This window comes from Vibrio minamisatsumaniensis, from assembly GCF_050337445.1.
Classification (GTDB): domain Bacteria; phylum Pseudomonadota; class Gammaproteobacteria; order Enterobacterales; family Vibrionaceae; genus Vibrio; species Vibrio artabrorum.
Genome location: NZ_JAKJSY010000023.1, coordinates 37,646 through 59,299 on the forward strand (window position 1 = coordinate 37,646; position 21,654 = coordinate 59,299).

General features: G+C 46.0%; 17 protein-coding genes, 1 rRNA gene and 1 riboswitch. Of the genes, 10 read left to right on the forward strand and 8 right to left on the reverse strand.

From position 1 onward, the window contains the following. Window positions 1-10 precede the first annotated feature (10 nt). Together gyrB and L4B77_RS07040 are read left to right on the forward strand one after the other, a co-directional pair. Window positions 11-2,428: a DNA topoisomerase (ATP-hydrolyzing) subunit B gene (gene gyrB, locus L4B77_RS07035; RefSeq protein WP_429749399.1), complete on the forward strand. Its 2,418-nt coding sequence runs from the start codon at window positions 11-13 to the stop codon at window positions 2,426-2,428. 470 nt (window positions 2,429-2,898) lie between these two features. Next, window positions 2,899-3,333, forward strand: coding sequence for an Hsp20 family protein (locus L4B77_RS07040; protein ID WP_372040486.1), 435 nt, complete (start codon window positions 2,899-2,901; stop codon window positions 3,331-3,333). A 128-nt stretch (window positions 3,334-3,461) separates the two neighbouring features. On the opposite strand, the gene L4B77_RS07045 is transcribed toward L4B77_RS07040, so the two are convergent. From L4B77_RS07045 to glyQ, 4 genes are all read right to left on the reverse strand, one after another. Further along, window positions 3,462-4,715 (reverse strand): valine--pyruvate transaminase, encoded by a 1,254-nt coding sequence (locus L4B77_RS07045; RefSeq protein WP_429749401.1) that lies wholly within the window; start codon window positions 4,713-4,715, stop codon window positions 3,462-3,464. A gap of 253 nt (window positions 4,716-4,968) precedes the next feature. Next, entirely contained in the window at window positions 4,969-7,056 is a 2,088-nt protein-coding gene (locus L4B77_RS07050; protein WP_429749403.1) for an alpha-amylase, read from the reverse strand. A 190-nt stretch (window positions 7,057-7,246) separates the two neighbouring features. Then, window positions 7,247-9,313: a glycine--tRNA ligase subunit beta gene (gene glyS, locus L4B77_RS07055; protein ID WP_050052763.1), complete on the reverse strand. Its 2,067-nt coding sequence runs from the start codon at window positions 9,311-9,313 to the stop codon at window positions 7,247-7,249. Between the two features lie 2 nt (window positions 9,314-9,315). Beyond that, window positions 9,316-10,233, reverse strand: coding sequence for a glycine--tRNA ligase subunit alpha (gene glyQ, locus L4B77_RS07060; protein ID WP_261838501.1), 918 nt, complete (start codon window positions 10,231-10,233; stop codon window positions 9,316-9,318). Between the two features lie 210 nt (window positions 10,234-10,443). Beyond that, window positions 10,444-10,619, forward strand: a riboswitch (yybP-ykoY riboswitch). 34 nt (window positions 10,620-10,653) lie between these two features. On the opposite strand from glyQ, the gene L4B77_RS07065 reads away from it, so the two are divergent. Both L4B77_RS07065 and L4B77_RS07070 read left to right on the forward strand, forming a co-directional pair. Continuing rightward, on the forward strand, window positions 10,654-11,208 hold the full coding sequence (locus tag L4B77_RS07065) for a TMEM165/GDT1 family protein (RefSeq protein ID WP_261838502.1): 555 nt from the start codon (window positions 10,654-10,656) through the stop codon (window positions 11,206-11,208). 151 nt (window positions 11,209-11,359) lie between these two features. Further along, complete coding sequence (locus L4B77_RS07070) at window positions 11,360-11,614, forward strand: hypothetical protein (protein ID WP_261838503.1); 255 nt, start codon at window positions 11,360-11,362, stop codon at window positions 11,612-11,614. 82 nt (window positions 11,615-11,696) lie between these two features. On the opposite strand, the gene tusA is transcribed toward L4B77_RS07070, so the two are convergent. Then, window positions 11,697-11,948: a sulfurtransferase TusA gene (tusA, locus tag L4B77_RS07075; RefSeq protein ID WP_261838504.1), complete on the reverse strand. Its 252-nt coding sequence runs from the start codon at window positions 11,946-11,948 to the stop codon at window positions 11,697-11,699. Window positions 11,949-12,097: 149 nt separating this feature from the next. Here tusA and L4B77_RS07080 point away from each other — a divergent pair, with 149 nt between their 5' ends. Continuing rightward, window positions 12,098-12,283 (forward strand): hypothetical protein, encoded by a 186-nt coding sequence (locus L4B77_RS07080; RefSeq protein ID WP_261838505.1) that lies wholly within the window; start codon window positions 12,098-12,100, stop codon window positions 12,281-12,283. Between the two features lie 140 nt (window positions 12,284-12,423). Beyond that, window positions 12,424-13,365: a LysR family transcriptional regulator gene (locus tag L4B77_RS07085; protein WP_372067920.1), complete on the forward strand. Its 942-nt coding sequence runs from the start codon at window positions 12,424-12,426 to the stop codon at window positions 13,363-13,365. Between the two features lie 135 nt (window positions 13,366-13,500). Here L4B77_RS07085 and acuI read toward each other — a convergent pair whose 3' ends face one another. The 3 genes from acuI to fadB all read right to left on the reverse strand — a co-directional run bounded on the left by acuI (window position 13,501) and on the right by fadB (window position 18,084). Continuing rightward, window positions 13,501-14,481, reverse strand: a complete 981-nt coding sequence (gene acuI / locus L4B77_RS07090) for an acrylyl-CoA reductase (NADPH) (RefSeq protein ID WP_261838507.1) — start codon at window positions 14,479-14,481, stop codon at window positions 13,501-13,503. A 241-nt stretch (window positions 14,482-14,722) separates the two neighbouring features. Beyond that, on the reverse strand, window positions 14,723-15,886 hold the full coding sequence (gene fadA / locus L4B77_RS07095) for an acetyl-CoA C-acyltransferase FadA (RefSeq protein ID WP_429749408.1): 1,164 nt from the start codon (window positions 15,884-15,886) through the stop codon (window positions 14,723-14,725). Between the two features lie 26 nt (window positions 15,887-15,912). Next, window positions 15,913-18,084, reverse strand: coding sequence for a fatty acid oxidation complex subunit alpha FadB (gene fadB, locus L4B77_RS07100; RefSeq protein WP_429749410.1), 2,172 nt, complete (start codon window positions 18,082-18,084; stop codon window positions 15,913-15,915). Between the two features lie 227 nt (window positions 18,085-18,311). On the opposite strand from fadB, the gene L4B77_RS07105 reads away from it, so the two are divergent. The 4 genes from L4B77_RS07105 to L4B77_RS07120 form a co-directional block, all read left to right on the forward strand. Next, window positions 18,312-18,935, forward strand: a complete 624-nt coding sequence (locus L4B77_RS07105; RefSeq protein WP_429749412.1) for a YigZ family protein — start codon at window positions 18,312-18,314, stop codon at window positions 18,933-18,935. 34 nt (window positions 18,936-18,969) lie between these two features. Next, complete coding sequence (locus L4B77_RS07110) at window positions 18,970-20,427, forward strand: TrkH family potassium uptake protein (RefSeq protein WP_261838511.1); 1,458 nt, start codon at window positions 18,970-18,972, stop codon at window positions 20,425-20,427. 9 nt (window positions 20,428-20,436) lie between these two features. Next, on the forward strand, window positions 20,437-20,964 hold the full coding sequence (hemG, locus tag L4B77_RS07115) for a menaquinone-dependent protoporphyrinogen IX dehydrogenase (protein ID WP_261838512.1): 528 nt from the start codon (window positions 20,437-20,439) through the stop codon (window positions 20,962-20,964). Between the two features lie 533 nt (window positions 20,965-21,497). Continuing rightward, window positions 21,498-21,654, forward strand: a 16S ribosomal RNA gene (locus tag L4B77_RS07120); the annotation flags it as partial.

A 21,654-nucleotide genomic window follows, 5' to 3' on the forward strand; every position in this document is an offset into this window, starting at 1 on the left:
GAGAGTAACTATGTCAGATAATTACGATTCATCGAGTATTAAAGTACTGAAGGGTCTGGATGCGGTACGTAAGCGTCCTGGAATGTACATTGGCGACACGGATGATGGTACCGGTCTGCACCACATGGTTTTTGAGGTGGTCGATAACTCTATTGATGAAGCGCTAGCTGGTCACTGTAATGACATCATTGTTACTATCCATGAAGATAGCTCTGTATCAGTAAGCGATGATGGCCGTGGTATTCCAACGGAATTGCACCAAGAAGAAAACGTATCGGCGGCGGAAGTCATCATGACGGTTCTTCACGCTGGTGGTAAGTTCGATGATAACTCGTACAAAGTCTCTGGTGGTTTGCACGGTGTGGGTGTTTCAGTTGTGAACGCACTGTCTAAGCAAGTTACTCTTACTATCCATCGTGGCGGCAAAATCCACACTCAAACATACTTTCATGGTGAGCCACAAGCGCCACTAGCGGTTATCGGTGATACAGACAAAACTGGTACAGAGATTCGTTTCTGGCCAAGTGAAGAAACGTTCACCAACATTGAGTTCCATTACGACATTCTAGCTAAGCGTTTACGCGAGCTATCATTCTTGAACTCTGGTGTATCCATCAAGCTCATTGATGAGCGCGAAGAAGACAAAATGGACCACTTCGAATACGAAGGTGGTATCCAAGCGTTTGTTGAACACCTTAATACCAATAAAACGCCAATCATCCAAAAAATCTTCCACTTTGACTCAGAACGTGATGATGGCATTACCGTTGAAGTTGCGATGCAGTGGAATGACGGCTACCAAGAAAACATCTACTGTTTCACGAATAACATCCCTCAACGCGATGGCGGTGCTCACTTAGCGGGTTTCCGTGCGGCATTGACACGTACATTGAACAGCTTCATGGACAAGGAAGGCTTCTCGAAGAAAGCGAAGACTTCAACATCAGGCGATGATGCTCGTGAAGGTTTGACGGCGATTGTTTCGGTAAAAGTGCCAGATCCTAAGTTCTCAAGCCAAACTAAAGACAAGCTGGTTTCTTCAGAAGTGAAGTCTGCTGTTGAGTCGACAATGGGTGAGAAACTGTCTGAGTTCCTGATTGAGAACCCAGGTGAAGCGAAAATCGTTTGTTCTAAAATTATCGATGCAGCACGTGCACGTGATGCTGCGCGTAAAGCTCGTGAAATGACACGTCGTAAAGGCGCATTAGATTTAGCCGGTCTTCCAGGTAAACTTGCTGACTGTCAGGAAAAAGATCCTGCACTGTCTGAACTGTATATTGTGGAAGGAGACTCTGCTGGCGGATCCGCTAAGCAGGGGCGTAACCGTAAGAACCAAGCCATTCTACCGCTGAAAGGTAAAATCCTTAACGTAGAGAAAGCTCGCTTCGATAAAATGCTGTCTTCTCAAGAAGTGGCAACGCTAATTACAGCTCTTGGTTGTGGCATTGGCCGTGACGAATACAACCCAGACAAACTGCGTTACCACAACATCATCATCATGACCGATGCCGATGTCGATGGTTCTCATATTCGTACTCTGCTACTGACGTTCTTCTACCGTCAAATGCCTGAACTGATTGAACGCGGTTACATCTACATTGCCCAGCCACCGCTTTACAAAGTGAAGAAGGGTAAACAAGAGCAGTACATCAAAGATGAAGATGCAATGAACCAATATCAAGTCTCTTTGGCTTTAGATAATGCTGAATTGCACGTAAATCCAGAAGCGCCAGCGTTTGCCGGTGAAGGTTTAGAGAAGCTTGTTTATCAATATAATGCGGCTATTAAGCTGGTTGATCGCATGAGTCGCCGTTACCCACGCGCACTGATTCACGAAATGATTTATGTTCCTCGCCTAACGGCAGAGCAGTGTCATGATGAAGCCGTTGTTGAAGCTTGGGGTAAGCAGCTTGTCGATCAGCTAAATGCTAAAGAAGTGGGAGCGAGTCAATACAGTCTTGAAGTTGAAAAACACGAAGAACTCGGTTTAAGTGTTCCTAAGATTGTCGTTCGTACTCACGGTGTGACACATGAACATGTACTGAGCATTGATCTGATTAACTCGAAAGAGTTTGCGAAGCTGTCTGATCTGTCTGAGGCACTGGATGGTTTGATAGAAGAAGGCGCGTACATTAAACGTGGCGAGCGGACTCAAGCTGTTTCTAGCTTTGTTGAAGCTCTGAACTGGTTAGTGAAAGAGTCTCGTCGTGGTCTAAGCCTTCAGCGATACAAAGGTCTGGGTGAGATGAACCCTGATCAACTTTGGGAAACGACAATGGATCCTGAAACGCGCCGTATGCTGCAGGTAACAATTGATGACGCCGTTGGTGCTGATTTGTTGTTTACTACGCTGATGGGCGACCAAGTAGAACCGCGTCGTAACTTCATCGAAGAGAACGCACTCAAGGTTGCCAACCTCGATGTATAGATTTCTTTAGTAATAAAGAACCTTAAACTATCAAAAGCACTGTCCATTGGATGGTGCTTTTTTGTGTCAGTAGATATTTTACTTATTTTTCAATTAGCTGGAATGTCATCCTCAAGAGGGAGGAACGACCGCGTTGGGGATCTTTAGAGGCGTGTTGAAAATTATTTAGTCTGATCCCTTGAAACTATTTTACACAATCCATATATCTAGTTGTGAAGAGGAACGCTGTCTTGCTCAAAAGAGAAGAAACAGAACCTTCATAACCGTCGCTAGAGTATCGCTCAACAGAGGATAACTTTGGTCACACACAACTTAAACATTGATTCATGGTCATGTCCCAGTGTTGTCGCCAATAGAGGTGAAACCCGAGGAATGCAAACTGAATCTCTTGGCTGTTTGCTGGGTCACTCATAGGTATGATCTCAGTAACACTCGCAGCTAAGACTATTGCTTACTAAAAGGATAGCATTATGAGAACTGTAGATTTCACTCCACTTTACCGCAACGCAATCGGTTTCGATCGTCTATTCAACATGATGGAAGCGAACACGTCGAAAAATTCTTCTGGCGGTTACCCTCCGTATAACATCGAGCAAAAAGACGAGAACAACTACCGTATTACGATGGCTGTTGCAGGTTTTTCTGATGACCAATTAGACCTAACTCAAAAAGAGAATATGCTAATTGTGAAAGGTGAGCGTAAAGCAGAAGTAGAGAAAACCTTCGTATATCAAGGTATTGCAGAGCGCGATTTCGAGCGTAAATTCCAACTGGCAGACTACGTAAAAGTGGTAGGCGCAAGCATGGAAAATGGTCTTCTTCACATCGACCTAGAACGCGAAATCCCAGAAGCGATGCAACCGCGTAAGATTGCTATTAATGGTAATAGCCTACTAGAAGGTTAATTACCGTTAGCTCCTTAGAGCTAAAAATATCGGGAAGTAGAAGTGAAAGAGCACCTCATGAGGTGCTCTTTTTTGTTTATCCTATTATCGTCATTCCATGAAGAGAGGAACGACCGAGTAGGGAGTCTCTATTTGCTTTCGCTGTAAGCCTTTTTCACTTCTTCAGCAATGATCGCAATGCCTTTCTGCATTGCCTCATCATCTTGTACGTAGTTCATTCGTAAGCACTGGTGAGCATGATCCCACTCGTCTTCTTGGCCGATAAAGAAGTATTCACCCGGAACTATCAATACGCCGCGAGCTTTAAGGCGGTCGTACAGTTCCATTGTGGTGATTGGCAGCTCATCAAACCATAGCCATAAGAAGATAGCACCTTCAGGTTTGTGGATTCGGAAGCGTGGGTCATCGATAGCTTGTTGCAGCAGTTCAACCGCGCGTAAAGACTTCTCTTTGTAGAAAGGTTTAATGACCTCTCCGCTTAAGCGCAGTAAATCGCCTTTTTCAATCATGTGGTTAGCGATTGCAGGGCCAACGCTGCTTGGCGCTAGGCTGATAATGCCATTCATGTTGGTTAGTGCTTGTGTTACCTCTTCGCTCGCAATCACGATTCCACAACGCACACCTGGTAAACCAAGCTTAGACAGGCTCATACACAGGATCGTGTTTTCATTCCAGAACGGTTTTACATCTTCAAAGATGATGTTTGGAAATGGTAGGCCATAAGCGTTATCGATCAGCAGTGGGATATTGTTTTCACGCGCCAGTTTATCCAGTTTATGTACTTCTTCGTCAGTGAGTACATTACCGGTTGGGTTGGTTGGACGAGAAGCACAGATAGCCGCGACCGAGTCATCAACCTTAAGCTGTTCAAAATCGACGTGGTATTTGAATTGGCGGTTTTCTAGCAGCTCGATCTCTGGGTGGTAAGAGATAAAGATATCGTCATCAATACCGGCGTCGCCATAGCCGATGTATTCCGGTGCAATCGGCAACAAAATTTTCTTGTGCGAACCGTCAGGCTGTTGACCGGCTAGCAGGTTGAATAAGTAAAAGAAGCCACTCTGACTGCCGTTCGTCAGGCTAATGTTCTTCTCGCTGATCTCCCAACCATAGGTCTCTTTCAGCATTGCCGCTAACGACTTGATGAAGCTGTCTTTGCCCTGCGGGCCATCGTAGTTGGCGAGGGCGGCGATGAGCTCTCCATTGGCGAGCATATCGGCACTGGCTTGGTTAAAGTAATCGAGCATCGCTGGGATAGCGGCTGGGTTACCACCACCGAGCATGATTGCGCCTGGAGTGCGCAGGCCATCATTTAAATCATCCATTAAACGAGTGATTCCAGAGTATCGATTAAATTTTTCACCAAACTGAGAGAACTGCATTACTTATTTTACCTAATTCATTGTGATTGCTTGTTGTGCGTTATTAAGGCAGACCTTGTGTCTACCATCTTTGTTATCTCGAACATACCGTAATGTTTTTGCGACGCATAGCAGCAAATGCTCTCATACGAAAAAAAGTCGATAAAGGCTTAACTAATGAGTGTTGGTTTTCTTATCGAACGCGTGTTTTGTGATCAAAAAGGAGAAGCCGAAGCTTCTCCTTTTTATTTCTGCGGGTTATTTCAATCAGCGCTTACTTTGAGCCGGTATAAACGACCAAGACTTTATCATCTTGGTACTGGCGTTCGAACGCATAGTAGCCCTTACTGTTACGGATGATGTGCTTACCTTGGGCTATCGCTGGGTGGCGTTGGCGGAATTGGCCAAGCGCTTGCCAGTGTTCCAACAACTCTGCTCGTTCACCGGTGATTTTATTCCAAGGCATGTCAGAGCGAGTGCCTTGCATCGGGTCGGAACCTGTTGGGCCGAAATCACGTGCGATTTCATCACCGTAATAGATCTGGACGGCGCCTGGGGTCAGCATCAACGCGTTTGCAGCTTTGGTTTGCTTGGCGAAGTCACTGCCGTGTTGCGCCCAGAATAGCGAGGTGTCGTGAGACGATAGGTAACTCAACACGTTGAACTCACTGTCACTGTTGATCTTCTCTGCATAGCGAAGGTAATCAGCATCGAGATCGGAAAGGCATTTTAGCGCTTTGGGTGCGATATCACTCTGAAATTCAAAATTGATGATTGAGTCAAAGCCATTGGCGAAATAGTCTGATTTCACCACGCTGTGTGCCCATACTTCACCAGTCATCCAGAAGGGGAGGTCATCTAAGGCTTTGTCTGGGTTGTTCTGTTTCCACTCGGCAAGTGCTTGGTTGGTGCTCTCTTTAAGCTCTGCCCAGGCTTCGAGTTCGACGTGTTTAGCGGTATCGATTCTGAAACCATCGACGCCGTATTCGCGCACCCAATCCGATAACCAAGTGATTAAATGGTCACGAGGTGTTTTGAGTTCATCGGTCGCGCTGGTGGACTTATTGCGATAGAAATTAGGCAGCCCGGTTGTCTCTGTCGATTCTGTTTTGATATCGGGCAGGTGTGCCAAAGACATGGTGAGGTTGTTGTAACCCGGTGAGTCATAAGAGCCGATATCGCTGCGCAGCCAAGCTTTGCCCCACCATTTATCCCATGCTTCTTTGTCGCTGTATGAAATGTAGTTATTGAAGTAGTGCCAGTTCTGGCCTTTAGCGGGTTGCCAGTCTGTCCACTTTTCACCAAGTGTTTGTTTGGCTTGTTCATCAGTTAGATTGAGCTTACCAAAATCTAACTCTTGCATGTCGGCAAGCGTTGCATAGCCGGTGTGGTTCATTACCACATCCCAAACAACGCGAATGCCTTTGCTGTGCGCGGTATCGATGAAGGTTTTCAGTTCGTCTTCGGTACCCATATTGTCATCAAGTTTGGTCCAGTCTTGATGGTAGTAGCCGTGGTAGCCGTAGTGTTTGAAGTCACCACGATCACCACCGCCGACCCAGCCGTGGATTTGCTCTAACGGAGAAGTAATCCAGATCGCATTAGCGCCGAGTGATGCTATGTAGTCGAGCTTTTCGGTTAAGCCTGCTAAGTCACCACCGTGGAAGGTGCCGATTTCATCTTGTCCGTCTTGGCTGCGACCGTAACTGTTGTCGTTATTAGGATTACCATTATAGAAACGGTCGGTCATGACGAAGTAAACCGTGGCATTGTCCCAACTAAAATCAGCTTTGGTTTCTGGTTCTACTTTCTCTAGTAGCAAAACACCTTGGCTGTTTTCGGCTGGCTGCATAGTGACGCTGCCGTTGATTACAGTCGCTTGGGCACCTGAAAGGGCATCTCTTATCAAGGTACCATCATCAAAGGTTTGAGCAACGTTGATGGTGGTTGGCTGATCACTGGGTACAGGACAGGCAAAGCTTTGAACTTGTTGTTGCTTCGGCTTTATCTGAACCGTGAGTTCATTGGTCTGTGGGTTGAGCGTGAATTGATAAGTGTTAGCGCGAAAGACTTTTATGGCGATCTCAGATTTCTCGGCACAGTCGTCGAGGCGAAGGGGGCTATTGAACTTGATGCGACTCTCTTCGGCCAGCGCATAGTTAGTGCCACAGGTATTTTGAGTATCGCTGATAGAGAAGGTATAGCTACCTTTAGCGAGCTCCTGTTCTGCAATCACGGTGCCTTTACCGGATGATTCAAATACTACCGTGTCGTTATCTATCGTCAGTAATAGGTTGTTGTCACTGGTTTGGCTGCATGCGCTGAGTGCGAGTATTGAAAGCGCGAGTACGGTTTTTTTCATTGTTCCCTTCCCCTGAATAAACAGGTCAGTTATAGCAAACAATGCCCTCTACAGTCTGAGTGCTGTTTCATTCAGTTAATCAATAACACCTCTACAAACAAATGCTTGGTTCACAAAAACAAAAAGGGAAGCTTTCGCTTCCCTTTGGGGGTTTACCGTTAATTACTCAGAGTAACTGTCTCACTTGTGCTTATTTTTGCAGAAGAGAGATGTCAGCAATCTGTAGGAACAGGTTACGTAGGTTGTTCAGTAGCGTTAGACGGTTCTTCTTAAGCGCTTCGTCATCCGCCATCACCATGACGTTATCGAAGAATGCATCAACAGGTTCACGTAGGTCAGCAAGCTTGCTTAGGGCTTCTTGGTAGTTGCCTGTTGCGAATGCTGGTTCTAGTGCTTCTGTCATTACTTCAACGTTTTCAGCCAGTGCTTTTTCTGCGTCTTCTTGAAGAAGCGCTAGATCGATTTCAGCAGGTAGCTCGCCATCGAATTTCGCAAGGATGTTGCCTACACGCTTGTTCGCTGCGGCTAGTGCTTCTGCGGCTTCCAGTTCTCGGAAGTGAGAAACCGCTTTAACACGTTGGTCAAAGTCAGCTGGCTTAGTTGGACGACGTGCTAGTACCGCTTGGATGATATCAACGCTGAAACCAGCATCTTGATACCATGCGCGGAAACGACCTAGCATGAAGTCGATAACGTCAGCTTCTACGTTTTCGTTAGTCAGTTTGTCGCCTAGTAGCTCTTTCGCTTTACCGATAAGGTCTGTTAGGTCTAGGTTGTAGCCGTTTTCAACGATGATACGTAGCACACCGAGTGATGCACGACGTAGCGCGAATGGGTCAGAACCTTTTGGAGCTTGGCCAATACCGAAGATACCGACGATAGTGTCTAGCTTGTCTGCCATTGCGACTGCTGAAGAGATACCTGTGCTTGGTAGATCGTCACCCGCGAAACGAGGCATGTACTGCTCGTAAAGTGCCAGGGCAACTTGCTCGTCTTCACCGTCGTGCGTCGCGTAGTGCATGCCCATTACACCTTGAGTATCGGTAAATTCGAATACCATTGATGTCATTAGGTCACACTTAGCCAGTAGGCCAGCACGCTTAGATTTTTCAACGTCAGCATCGATTTGCTCAGCAATGTAGCCTGCAAGCTCTGTGATGCGGTCTGTTTTGTCTTTGATCGTACCCAACTGCTTCTGGAAGATCGCTTGGTCTAGTTCAGCAAGACGGTCGATAAGCGGACGCTTACGGTCTGTGTTGAAGAAGAATTCAGCATCAGCAAGACGTGGGCGTACCACTTTCTCGTTACCTTCGATAACGTGACGAGGCTCTTTAGACTCGATGTTTGATACGAAGATGAAGTTCGGTAGTAGTTTCTTGTTGTCATCGTAAACAGGAAAGTACTTTTGGTCACCTTTCATGGTGTAAACCAAAGCTTCAGAAGGGACTTTTAGGAACTCTTCTTCGAACTTCGCTGTCAGTACTACTGGCCATTCAACCAGAGACGTGACTTCTTCAACAAGATCATCTTCTAGGTCAGCTGTACCGCCAACCGCAGCAGCCGCTTTTTGCGAATCAGCAAGGATGATCGCTTTACGCGCTTCGTAATCTGCCATGACTTTACCGCGCTCTTCTAGGATCGCAGGGTATTGGTCAGCAGAGTCGATGGTGAACTCTTGTTCGCCCATGAAACGGTGGCCACGGATAGTACGAGCAGAGGCTACGCCTAGGATTTCGCCTTCAACAAGCTCATCACCGAGCAGTACTGTCAGTGTTTTCACTGGACGGATAAATTGAATGTCTGAGTTACCCCAGCGCATTGCTTTAGGAATGGGTAGGCCAGCCAGTGCTTTCGCAGCGATGTCCATCACCAATTCTTGAACGGGTTTGCCAGCGACTTCTTGTTTGAAAAGAAGCCACTCGCCTTTGTCTGTTTTCAGACGGTCAGCTTGCTCAACAGTAATACCGTTACCACGAGCCCAACCTTGTGCCGCTTTGGTTGCGTTGCCTTCCGCATCGAATGCCACAGAAACAGCTGGGCCACGCTTCTCAACCACTTTGTCTGCTTGGCCTTCAGCCAGTGCCGTGACTTTAAGTGCTAGACGACGAGGTGCTGCGTACCACTTGATGCCTTCGTGAGAAAGCTCAGCCGTTTTAAGACCTGCTTCAAAGTTAGAAGCAAATGCTTCTGCTAGAGAACGAAGTGCTGTTGGTGGAAGCTCTTCCGTACCCAGTTCAATTAGAAAATTCTTCGCCATGATTATTTACCTTCCTTCTTACACATTGGGAAGCCAAGCGCTTCACGTGACGCGTAGTACGCTTCTGCAACCGCTTTAGTTAGGTTGCGGATACGAAGGATGTAACGTTGACGCTCTGTTACAGAGATAGCTTTGCGCGCATCAAGTAGGTTGAATGCGTGACCGGCTTTAAGAATGCGCTCGTACGCTGGTAGAGGGAGTGGCTTTTCAAGCTCAAGTAGCTCTTTACACTCTTTCTCACACTGCTCAAAGAAACCGAATAGGAAATCGACGTCTGCGTGCTCGAAGTTGTACGTTGATTGTTCCACTTCGTTTTGGTGGAAGATGTCACCGTAAGTCACGTTAGAACCATCGGGTGCGACGTTCCATACTAGGTCGTAAACAGAATCTACTTCCTGGATGTACATAGCTAGACGCTCGATACCGTAAGTGATCTCGCCAGTGACAGGCTTACACTCAAGGCCGCCAACCTGTTGGAAGTAAGTAAACTGAGTGACTTCCATGCCGTTTAGCCATACTTCCCAACCAAGGCCCCATGCGCCTAGTGTTGGGTTTTCCCAGTTATCTTCAACGAAGCGAATGTCGTGAACCAGTGGGTCAACACCAAGAACCTCTAGGGAGCCTAGGTACAACTCTTGGATATTGTCTGGCGATGGTTTTAGCGCTACTTGGAATTGGTAGTAGTGCTGCAGACGGTTAGGGTTTTCACCGTAACGGCCATCAGTAGGACGACGTGAAGGTTGTACGTAAGCTGTAGACATTGGCTCTGGGCCAAGTGCTCGTAGACATGTCATTGGGTGAGAGGTGCCTGCACCTACTTCCATATCTAGAGGTTGAACAATGGTACAACCGTTTTGAGCCCAGTAATCCTGCAGCGCGAGGATCATTCCCTGGAAGGTTTTGATATCGTATTTTTGCATAGTCAGGTTCGCGCGATTCTTTTAAATGAATGATAAAAATAACCTCTGAGTATACCGAGATATTAGTAAAGCGAGTAGGGGTAATCTTGTTTAATTAGTGGTCTAAAATGTCGTTTAGTGGATTTTTTTGCCTTTAATGTTTGTTTTTTTGCACAAGTGGATATTTTGATAAGTTTGACACTTGTGTTTGAAAGCGTAGGTGATTAAAATCTCGCGGTCTTTGGGGAGTAGCTTACTTATTCATATCCTATTGAATGAGTTCGTTCGTCAACATAATTGATGCAAAATCATCATGGCGTTCGAGGCAACCACCACCTTGGTGGCGCTTAGCAAGACCTTAGACAAGCATCGTGAACCGGGATGGGGCGCGAGGTTTGTCTTTGGTTAAATATAATAATCTCCATCCCAAATGAGTATGCTGTGAGTGTTTTAGTCATTTCTATGACAACTGTTGCTTTAGCCGAGATCGGTGATAAGACCCAGTTGCTATCCCTTTTATTAGCCAGTCGATATCGCAAACCGATACCTATTATCGCGGCTATTTTCTTTGCCACTATTGCCAATCATGCTCTCGCTGCATGGCTTGGGGTTGTGGTCGCCGATTATCTTTCACCTGAAGTCTTAAAGTGGGTGCTGGTGGTCAGCTTCATCGCGATGGCGGGTTGGATTCTGATTCCAGATAAGTTGGATGACGATGAGCAGATCTCGAATCGAGGCCCGTTTGTCGCGAGCTTTATCGCTTTCTTTATTGCTGAAGTTGGCGATAAGACTCAGATTGCGACCTCCATTTTAGGCGCTCAATATTCGGATGCTCTCGCGTGGGTGATCTTGGGGACTACGATCGGTATGTTGCTGGCGAATGTGCCCGTGGTGATCATCGGTAAGTTGTCTGCAGATAAGATGCCTCTTGATCTGATTCGTAAGATCACCGCCTTGTTATTCGTCGGTTTGGCGATTGCAGCGGCTTTCTATTAACAGCTAGTATTGAGTCTTATTATACTCAATCAATAGAGTAATGTGTGGTAGGTCATACTCTTGCAGTATTGTGGCGTTTATCGAGCGAATGAGCATATAACTGTCATACTTGTCATGATATTTTAATCTTGTGAGTTAAGAACACGAGGGCATGATTATGTTGACGCGTTATATGGGTATTACTCCACAAAGCCAAAGCTATCTATTTACCTTTGGTCTTGCACTGACACTATTAGGCATGGTGTTGACAGATATGTGGCTACCAATGGTCGCGGGTGCCATTATTATGACTGCGCTTGCGGTAGAGGCTTGGATTCGGGTCGCGCATATTATTCCGATGCGCAAAGAGATTAGAGCCATTCAGCATCAGCTTGAACATCTGCAAAACAAATCTAGACACGAATAAATAAAAAGCCGCTGGTACTTTGAGTTCTGTTTGAGAACATAAGGTACCAGCGGCTTTTTCTGTTTGATATTTAAGTGAGGCGTTATGCCTCCAATCCTTTTTTGATTAAATACTGGTACGGTAAATTTTCTGTCGCTTGGCCTACCAACTGGTGATCCATAAATCGACAAAAGCTTGGGATGTCTCGCGTGGTCGAGGGATCGTCCGCTTTTACCAGTAACACATCGCCATCCTGCATGTTTCGAATTGTCTTCCTGACCATCATTACTGGTTCTGGGCAACGTAGGCCTTCAGCTTCTAAAGTATGGGTTGCCAGCTCAGGTTTGAATGTCATGGTTTGTATCTCTATATCTATCTAACGAGTGAATAATACGTCTGCAGAAAAAATATGCAATAAGCGCTTGGCAAACAGAATCATTTCCTATAAATTAATTAACAATCTGGTAACAATTAAAATCAAAGGCAACGAGCTAAGGAGTGGCGATGTTGACAGGACTTGATCGATTAACCATTTATTCGGTTCTCTGTTTTATTTCTTTTTGTGCACTAGTGCTGCGCTCATCGACAGAGACCTCTCTCATGCCAATCTTTGGCATCGTCGCAACGATCCTCGGTATTTGGATAGAGATGCGTCGTTGGCAAGGTATAGCCGAGGAGCAAGAGCACTAACCCGAATACAGCAAGCGAATTCCGACACTATCCCAAAGTTTTCTTGGGCTTCCCCGCGTAATTGCGGGATTTTTTTTATCTAAAGCATGCTATAAACAACGTAGTGACTAATGGCAATTGCATTCAGTTAGGTAAGTAGCTTGGAATTAGAAGACATCTATCGTAGAGACCTTAATTTATTGGTCGCTTTAAAGGTATTAATTGAAGAAGGCAGTGTCAGCCAGGCTGCGCTTCGCCTGAACCTAAGTCAATCGGCAACCAGTCGAGTGTTAGGGCGCTTAAGGGATCTGCTCAACGATCCGCTGTTTACCCGTCAGGGTCAACATCTTATTCCTACCAAGAAAGCACTCGAAATCAGCCAGCGAATTGATCAGCCTTTAGAATCATTCCGGCAACTGCTTAGCCCGAGTCATTTCGACCCTTATTATTGCAGCGAGCGTTTTTTGATCGCGACCACTGATTACGCGATGCAAACGATATTGCCGTACGCACTCCCTAAAATTTACGAACAGGCGCCTAATATCTCTCTGGAGTTTGCGCCGCTGCAGCATGAACATTTATTTAAGCAGCTTAGTACGGAACGTGTCGATATGGCGATTTGTCGTCCGATTGGCAGCATTACACCACTTCATCAAGAGGTATTAGGGCCGGTAGGTGTGTCATGCCTGTTATCCAAAAAACATCCTTTGGCGGATCGTGCGCTAAGCCTTGAAGATTATGTTGCGTTACCTCATGCGATGATTGCGATCAGTGATGGTGTTAAGGCTTTACTCGATAATGCCTTAGCTCATCAAAAACCTCGCAAAATGGTGTTGCGTGCTTATCACCTTGAAGCGGCACTGGCGATTGTCGATAGAATGCCGTTGGTGATCACAGTACCCGCTGATTTGGCCTACTTGGTGGCAGAGCGCTATGACCTAGTTATTAAGCCACTACCATTCGAATTCATGCCGTTTGATTACTCACTGATCTGGCATTCACGTTGCGATTCTTCGGCTTCACAACAGTGGTTAAGAAGAGTGGTAAAAGAGGAGTGTGGTGAGCTGATTCAAAAACGGATTGCGGATGTCGGTTTGGGTTAACTAGGACAGAGTCTGGCTTCACTCGACTCAAATGACAAAAATGCAAAAGGGCTGATAAGAATCAGCCCTTTGTTGTTTTGAGTTATTCAAGCCCAAAGTTGTTGCTTAAGGTTGGATCGCGGTATGTTTGAGAATCTATAGTTTAATGACTACGCGACCAGTGATTTGACCGTTAGTGATGTCTTCTGCTGCTTGAATTGCACCGTCTAAAGAGACTTCTTTGGTTGCTTGAGCGTAGAAAGATTCTGGTAATAGCTCAGCCAGTTGTTCCCACGCTTTAATGCGTTTTTCACGAGGGCACATTACCGAATCAACACCTTGCAGGCGAACGTTACGCAGAATGAATGGCATGACCGTCGTTGGTAAGTCAAAACCGCCTGCTAGACCACACATCGCAACCGCACCGTTGTAATCAATTTGCGCCAATACTTTCGCAAGCACTTTGCTGCCTACGGTATCGATAGCGCCAGCCCACAGTTGTTTCTCTAGTGGTTTGGCTGGTTCTTCCAGTTCTGCACGCTCTACAATGCGTGTCGCGCCTAGTGATTTAAGTAATTCACCGTTTGCAGAAGCACGACCCGTTACTGCTGCCACTTTGTAGCCCAGTTGGCTTAGGAGAGTGATAGATACGCTACCTACACCGCCACTTGCACCAGTTACTAGGATTTCACCATCTTCTGGTTTGATGCCGGCATCGACGATAGCTTGCACACAAAGCATTGCTGTGAAACCTGCTGTACCGATCGCCATGACTTTCTTGGCGTCTAGACCGGCTGGCATTGGCACTAACCAATCACCGTTTAGGCTCGCTTTCTCAGCCATGCCACCCCAGTGACCTTCACCAACACCCCAACCGGTTAGAACAACTTCGTCGCCGGCTTTGTAGCGAGGGTCATCAGATTGTGAAACCACGCCAGAAAGGTCGATACCAGGAACCATAGGGAAGTTACGAACAATGCGCCCTTTACCTGTAATGGCCAAACCATCTTTGTAGTTCAAAGAAGAGTAGCTCACATCAATCTTCACGTTACCTTCTGGTAATTGAGACTCTTCAATTTGAGAAATTGACGCGATAGTTTTTTTGTCTTCTTGGTTTAGTACAAGTGCTTTAAACATGATCTGCTCCGTGGAGGAATATTAGGAAACTGGAGTAACTTTAGTTGAATCATCCGAGAAAAAATAATGAAACATCAACATTGAATCTATGCGTTTTGTGCATAGATGTCAGCATTAGTTTTTCTCTCGTTGAGTTCACCGAACGAATCGATACATTATTGGACGCCGAGCAATAAAAAGTGCAGCTATATAAATACAGCTGCACAAAAGATTACCCTTCGAGTCTTACAGTCAGTAAACGCTATGGACGTTCAAATACCGTTGCAATACCTTGGCCTAAACCAATACACATGGTCGCTAAGCCGTATTTCACGTCTTGTGCTTCCATCAGGTTGATTAGGGTTGTTGAGATACGAGCACCAGAACAGCCCAGTGGGTGACCAAGAGCAATCGCACCGCCGTTAAGGTTTACTTTCTCGTCAACCACATCCAGTAGGCCTAGGTCTTTCGCACATGGAAGAGATTGAGCTGCAAACGCTTCGTTTAACTCAATCACACCCATGTCTGCAATGGTTAGACCTGCACGTTTGAGTGCTTTTTGGGTTGCTGGTACTGGGCCGTAACCCATGATTGAAGGATCGCAGCCAGCGATGGCCATAGACTTCACGCGAGCACGAATATTAAGGCCAAGTGCGTTGGCTTTCTCTTCGCTCATGATAAGCATGGCAGAAGCGCCATCAGACAGAGCTGATGAAGTCCCTGCTGTTACCGTGCCGTTTGCTGGGTCAAATACCGGGCGCAATTGAGATAGCCCCTCAACGGTTGTTTCTGGGCGAATCACTTCGTCGTAATCCAAAGTGAACAGTGAACCGTCTGCCGCGTGAGCCTCGGTTGGTAGGATTTCGTTCTTGAAACGACCTTCAACCGTTGCTGCTTGAGCGCGAGCATGTGAGCGTGCTGCGAATGCATCTTGGTCTTCACGGCTAATACCGTGCATTTTACCTAGCATCTCTGCGGTTAGCCCCATCATGCCGGCCGCTTTCGCTACGTGCTTGGACATGCCGGGGTGAAAATCAACACCGTGGTTCATTGGTACGTGGCCCATGTGCTCGACACCACCAATCAGGCAGATTTCAGCATCACCAACCATGATAGAGCGGGTTGCATCATGCAGAGCTTGCATAGATGACCCACATAAACGGTTGACCGTCACCGCACCAATCTCAATCGGCAGACCAGCAAGCAAAGCTGCGTTACGGGCAACGTTGAAGCCTTGCTCGAGTGTTTGTTGTACACAACCCCAGTAAATGTCTTCAATTTCGACCGGGTTTACTTCTGGGTTGCGCTCCAAAATGCCTTTCATCAAATGTGCAGACAGATCTTCAGCACGAGTGTGACGGAAAGCTCCACCTTTGGAACGTCCCATTGGGGTACGAAGGCAATCAACAACAACTACATTTTTCATTTTGCTATTCCTTTTCCAAATGTGGGTTACAGAGAACTGGCTTGTTGGCTGTCGTAAAAGCTTTCGCCCTTCGCTGCCATATCAAGCAATAACTGAGGCACTTGGTACATTGCACCTAAGTCTTGGTAGCCTTTCGCCATTTCAACGAAGTTACCAATGCCCACACTGTCTAAGTAGCGGAATACGCCGCCTCGGAATGGAGGGAAGCCTAAACCGTAAACCAGTGCCATATCCGCTTCTTGCGGTGTCGCGATAATGCCTTCTTCTAAACAAAGCACCACTTCGTTGATCATTGGAATCATCACACGCTGGATAATGGTCTGGTCATCAAAGTCTTGTGGCTGTTGGCATACGTCAGCCAAGATAGGAAGAATGTCTTCAGAGAAGGTCTTCTTAGGACGACCGCGTTTGTCTACGCTGTATGTGTAGAAACCGCTGCCGTTCTTCTGGCCGTATTTTTCAGCGACATAAAGCGCGTCGATCGCATCACGACCTTCTTTACCCATACGCTCTGGGAAACCTTGTGCCATCACGGCTTGTGCGTGGTGTGCTGTATCTAGGCCCACAACGTCTAGCAAGTATGCTGGGCCCATCGGCCAACCGAACTTACGCTCCATCACTTTATCGATTTTAGTGAAATCAGCGCCGTCACGTAGCAACATGCTGAAACCGCCAAAGTAAGGGAAAAGTACACGGTTAACGAAGAAGCCTGGGCAGTCGTTAACAACGATAGGGGATTTGCCCATCTTCGCGGCGTAAGCGACTACGCGATTAATGGTTTCTTCTGAAGTCTGTTCGCCACGGATGATTTCAACCAAAGGCATGCGGTGTACAGGGTTAAAGAAGTGCATGCCACAGAAGTTTTCTGGGCGTTTTAGAGATTTCGCTAACAGGTTGATCGGAATCGTTGAGGTGTTTGAGGTAAGAACCGTGTCTTCACCCACGAGACCTTCAACTTCACTCAGTACCGCTGCTTTTACTTTAGGATTCTCTACAACGGCTTCCACAATCACATCTGATTGTTCAACACCGGCATAATGCAGACTTGGAGTAATAGAAGACAGAATACCTGCCATCTTGAATCCATCTAGACGACCGCGCGATAAGCGTTTATTCAACAGCTTAGAAGCTTCGTTCATACCAAGATCAAGGGATGCTTGTGCGATGTCTTTCATCATCACTGGCACGCCTTTCAATGCTGACTGATAAGCAATACCGCCACCCATGATGCCAGCACCAAGTACCGCTGCGCGTTCAGTTGCTTTGTTGGCAGACTTGCCAGCCTGTTTCGCTAGGCCTTTGATGTATTGGTCATTCAAGAATAGGCCAACCAGTGCTTTCGCTTCTTCAGATTTTGCTAGCTTAACGAAGTGTTTACGTTCGATGTCGAGTGCTGCATCGCGATCGCTACGTGCTGCTTCTTCAATCGCAATCACAGAAGTGATTGGCGCTGGGTAGTGAGGCCCTGCTTTTTGAGCAACTAAGCCCTTAGCCATGGTAAAACTCATCATCGCTTCGAGTTTGCTAAGCGATAATGCTGATGTTTTTTGTTTACGGCGTAATTGCCAATCTAGCTTTTCATTGGCAGCCAGAGAAACGGTATTGATTGCCGACTCTAGCAGTTGGTCTGTTTCAACAATCGCATCTAACAAGCCCACTTTAAGCGCTTCATCTGCACGGCATGCTTTGCCTTGTGTGATGATTTCCATTGCGCTGTCAGCACCGATAACGCGAGGTAATCGCACACAGCCACCAAAGCCAGGCATGATGCCGAGTTTGGTTTCAGGTAGGCCTATGCTGGTGGTCTTGTCACCGATACGGAAATCAGTCGCGAGTACACATTCACAGCCGCCGCCAAGGGCATGACCACGCATCATTGAAAGAGTTGGGACAGGAAGGTCTTCTAGCTTGCTGAAGATGGAATTCGCGAATCTTAACCATTCATCAAGTTCTGCTTCTGGCTTTGCAAATAGGCCCAGAAATTCAGTGATGTCGGCGCCTACAATGAACGCGTCTTTGTTTGAAGTTAAGATTAAACCACGTAATCCTGCGTGAGCATTAAGAGCATCTAACGCTTTGTCTAGCGATTCTAAAGTCGCAAGGTCGAGCTTGTTTACAGAAGCTGGTGCACAGAAGCTTAATTCTGCAATACCATCTTGTAATTCCTTTACCTGTAGGGTGTTAGCTTGGTAAATCATTGTCTATCTCCATGACATACAATCCACGATTGTTTGAGAGAATCTTGTTATCTTTCTATTATTGTAGAATACCTGGTAAGACCAGTTACCTTAGTCTGTACCGCGGTTTGATTAATTTCAATACATTTTTTAAACAATCGTTTAACATTGTGCGGTAATGCAGATCCTCTAACCCTTATTATTCACGCGTGATACACTTCGTCGCTCTTATTAACTAAGTTAACGATATGAATGAACAGCCCTATTTAATACCTTCTGCGTCGGCTCTGTTTGAAGAAGAGATCAAAAAGAGCGTCTTTATTACTCAGCTTGCTCATACACCAAGTGTAGAAGCTGCAAAACAGTTCGTAGAACAGGTGAAAAAAGAGCATTCTTCAGCACGACATAACTGTTGGGGTTTTGTGGCAGGCCGACCTGAAGACTCAATGCTTTGGGGCTTCAGTGATGATGGTGAACCCTCAGGTACGGCGGGTAAGCCTATCTTGGCGCAACTGTCGGGTTCTGGTGTTGGCGAATTAACGGCTGTGGTCACGCGATATTCTGGCGGAATCAAGCTTGGTACCGGTGGTTTGGTTAAGGCTTATGGTGGTGGAGTACAACAAGCTCTCAAGCTGCTTCAAACTATCGAGAAAAAAATAACCACAAAATTACGGCTAGAGTTAGACTATGGCTTTGTGCCGATTGCACAATCCATCATGGCTCAGCATCAGGCTGTTGAGGTCCAAGTGGATTATGGTGTTCAAGTTGAGCTTATTATTGAAATCGAGCTCCTTCAGGTAGATGCGTTTACCCAAACCATGATCAATAAAAGCGGTGCTAAGGCACTGGTAACGAAAGTCAAAGACAACTAGGAAGTGTGAAGCATTTTGCTTCGTTCAATAGCTCATGCAATTTCGCTCAATTATTCGAATCGTCGGATTATTATTAGCACTTTTTAGTGTATCAATGCTTGCTCCTGCGCTCGTCGCACTGATCTATCGAGATGGTGCGGGTGTGCCATTTGTGACGACCTTCTTTGTTCTCTTATTCTGTGGAGCAACTTGCTGGTTTCCAAACCGACGTCATAAACACGAGTTGAAAGCGCGTGATGGCTTTTTGATTGTTGTTTTATTCTGGACGGTAATCGGTAGTGCGGGTGCGCTGCCGTTTTTGATTGCTGATAACCCGAATGTTTCAGTCACGAATGCCTTTTTCGAATCCTTCTCTGCATTAACCACTACGGGTGCGACGGTGATTGTCGGTCTCGATGATCTGCCTAAGGCGATTCTGTTTTACCGCCAGTTCCTGCAATGGTTTGGTGGTATGGGTATCATCGTATTGGCAGTCGCCATTCTTCCGGTTCTGGGTATCGGTGGGATGCAGCTATATCGTGCTGAAATTCCGGGCCCAGTAAAAGACAGTAAGATGACCCCGCGTATTGCTGAAACGGCAAAAGCGCTTTGGTACATTTATCTGAGTCTAACGATTGCTTGTGCAGTCGCTTTTTGGCTCGCAGGTATGAGCTTCTTTGACGCAATTAGTCATAGCTTTTCTACTATTGCGATTGGTGGCTTCTCGACTCACGATGCAAGCATGGGCTATTTCAACAGCCCGGCGATCAATATGATTACGGTCGTATTCCTGCTTATCTCTGCGTGTAACTATTCACTTCACTTTGCTGCATTTGCTTCAGGTGGTGTGCATCCTAAGTATTACTGGAAAGATCCTGAATTCCGCGCCTTTATCTTCATTCAAGCGGTTTTGTTCTTAGTTTGTTTCTTATTGCTGCTTAATCATCACTCCTATGACTCGTATTTCGAGGCCTTTGATCAAGCCTTGTTCCAAACGGTATCTATATCTACTACAGCAGGCTTCACTACCACGGGTTTCTCTGAGTGGCCATTGTTCTTGCCTGTTCTGCTGCTGTTCTCTTCTTTTATTGGGGGATGCGCAGGGTCAACGGGTGGGGGTATGAAAGTTATTCGAATCTTACTGCTTACTCTGCAAGGTGCTCGTGAAATGAAGCGTCTTGTTCACCCACGCGCTGTCTATACCATCAAGGTTGGCGGCTCTGCGCTACCACAACGAGTCGTCGATGCGGTTTGGGGGTTCTTTTCGGCATACGCTTTGGTGTTTGTGGTTTGTATGTTGGCTCTGATAGCTACGGGAATGGATGAGCTCAGTGCTTTCTCTGCTGTAGCGGCAACCTTGAACAACCTTGGTCCAGGTCTTGGTGAGGTTGCAGTGCACTTTGGGGATGTGAATGACAAAGCAAAATGGGTATTGATTGTGTCTATGTTGTTTGGTCGTTTAGAAATATTCACCTTATTAATTTTATTGACCCCTACGTTTTGGCGTAGCTAAGGACATGTTGTGGCAAAAGCTCTATTTTTGTATTCAAGCCGTGAAGGGCAGACCAAGAAAATCCTGAACTATATAAAAGAAGAAATGAATGAGTTCGAATGTGAAATTCAAGATCTCCACACTGTTGGTAATGTCGATTTTGCTCAGTACGACAGGGTGTTGATTGGTGCCTCTATTCGTTATGGCCACCTTAATAAGAAGCTATATCAGTTCATTGATGCCAATTTGGCTCAACTGCAATCAAACAAGGTCGCTTTCTTTTGCGTGAACTTAACAGCTCGTAAAGAAGATCAAGGTAAAGATACCCCTGAAGGTAGCGCTTATATCAAGAAGTTTCTTATCAAGTCCCCGTGGCAGCCAACTTTGATCGGTGTATTTGCTGGTGCTCTCTATTACCCACGCTATAACTGGTTCGATAAAACCATGATCCGCTTTATTATGAACATGACAGGCGGTGAAACGGATACGACTAAGGAAGTTGAGTACACAAACTGGGAAAAAGTCTCTTTGTTCACTGAAAAACTAAAGAATATATAAGAGAAAAGCCTACTTTTGAGGCGTTTTGTGTTCTTTTTAATCGAACGAGTTAAAAAAACAGAAAAACTTCAAAAATGGCTTGCCAATGTGACGTCGATCTCTATAATGCGACCTCGTTGAGACGGAAAGGCTTCGTTAAGAGCCAGAACGAATCAACCGGTCAAGTTAGCCAAGCAAAGTGCTTGAAAGAAGTTTTGAAAATAGTGGTTGACACTAAAACTTAAATCGCTAGAATGGCCGTCCACTTCGAGAGGTGCCTTATTTAAAAGGAACGCTCAACAAGTGAAGCTCTTTAACAATTTAAACCTATCAATCTGTGTGGGCACTCGTTGATGAATATCAAAACGTTTTATCGTTAGATAAAACAGTTACTTCGGTAACAAACTTGATTTCAATGAACTGAGTGACCAATCGAGATTAAGTTTACTTAGTCTTGGCACAGTCAATTCATTATCATTCTGTTGGAGTGATAATAGCTTTAGAATTACTTTTTGTAGTTTTGAAGTCAGTATTCGTTGAGTCGACAAAATCTTAAATTGAAGAGTTTGATCATGGCTCAGATTGAACGCTGGCGGCAGGCCTAACACATGCAAGTCGAGCGGAAACGACACTAACAATCCTTCGGGTGCGTTAATGGGCGTCGAGCGGCGGACGGGTGAGTAATGCCTAGGAAATTGCCTTGATGTGGGG

What these genes read in the sequence shown, in the direction of transcription:
- gyrB (WP_429749399.1), top strand. Translation starts at nt 11, where the DNA reads ATGTCAGATAATTACGATTCATCGAGTATTAAAGTACTGAAGGGTCTG.
- L4B77_RS07040 (WP_372040486.1), top strand. Translation starts at nt 2,899, where the DNA reads ATGAGAACTGTAGATTTCACTCCACTTTACCGCAACGCAATCGGTTTC.
- L4B77_RS07045 (WP_429749401.1), bottom strand. Translation starts at nt 4,715, where the DNA reads ATGCAGTTCTCTCAGTTTGGTGAAAAATTTAATCGATACTCTGGAATC.
- L4B77_RS07050 (WP_429749403.1), bottom strand. Translation starts at nt 7,056, where the DNA reads ATGAAAAAAACCGTACTCGCGCTTTCAATACTCGCACTCAGCGCATGC.
- glyS (WP_050052763.1), bottom strand. Translation starts at nt 9,313, where the DNA reads ATGGCGAAGAATTTTCTAATTGAACTGGGTACGGAAGAGCTTCCACCA.
- glyQ (WP_261838501.1), bottom strand. Translation starts at nt 10,233, where the DNA reads ATGCAAAAATACGATATCAAAACCTTCCAGGGAATGATCCTCGCGCTG.
- L4B77_RS07070 (WP_261838503.1), top strand. Translation starts at nt 11,360, where the DNA reads ATGATTATGTTGACGCGTTATATGGGTATTACTCCACAAAGCCAAAGC.
- tusA (WP_261838504.1), bottom strand. Translation starts at nt 11,948, where the DNA reads ATGACATTCAAACCTGAGCTGGCAACCCATACTTTAGAAGCTGAAGGC.
- L4B77_RS07080 (WP_261838505.1), top strand. Translation starts at nt 12,098, where the DNA reads ATGTTGACAGGACTTGATCGATTAACCATTTATTCGGTTCTCTGTTTT.
- acuI (WP_261838507.1), bottom strand. Translation starts at nt 14,481, where the DNA reads ATGTTTAAAGCACTTGTACTAAACCAAGAAGACAAAAAAACTATCGCG.
- fadA (WP_429749408.1), bottom strand. Translation starts at nt 15,886, where the DNA reads ATGAAAAATGTAGTTGTTGTTGATTGCCTTCGTACCCCAATGGGACGT.
- fadB (WP_429749410.1), bottom strand. Translation starts at nt 18,084, where the DNA reads ATGATTTACCAAGCTAACACCCTACAGGTAAAGGAATTACAAGATGGT.
- L4B77_RS07105 (WP_429749412.1), top strand. Translation starts at nt 18,312, where the DNA reads ATGAATGAACAGCCCTATTTAATACCTTCTGCGTCGGCTCTGTTTGAA.
- L4B77_RS07110 (WP_261838511.1), top strand. Translation starts at nt 18,970, where the DNA reads ATGCAATTTCGCTCAATTATTCGAATCGTCGGATTATTATTAGCACTT.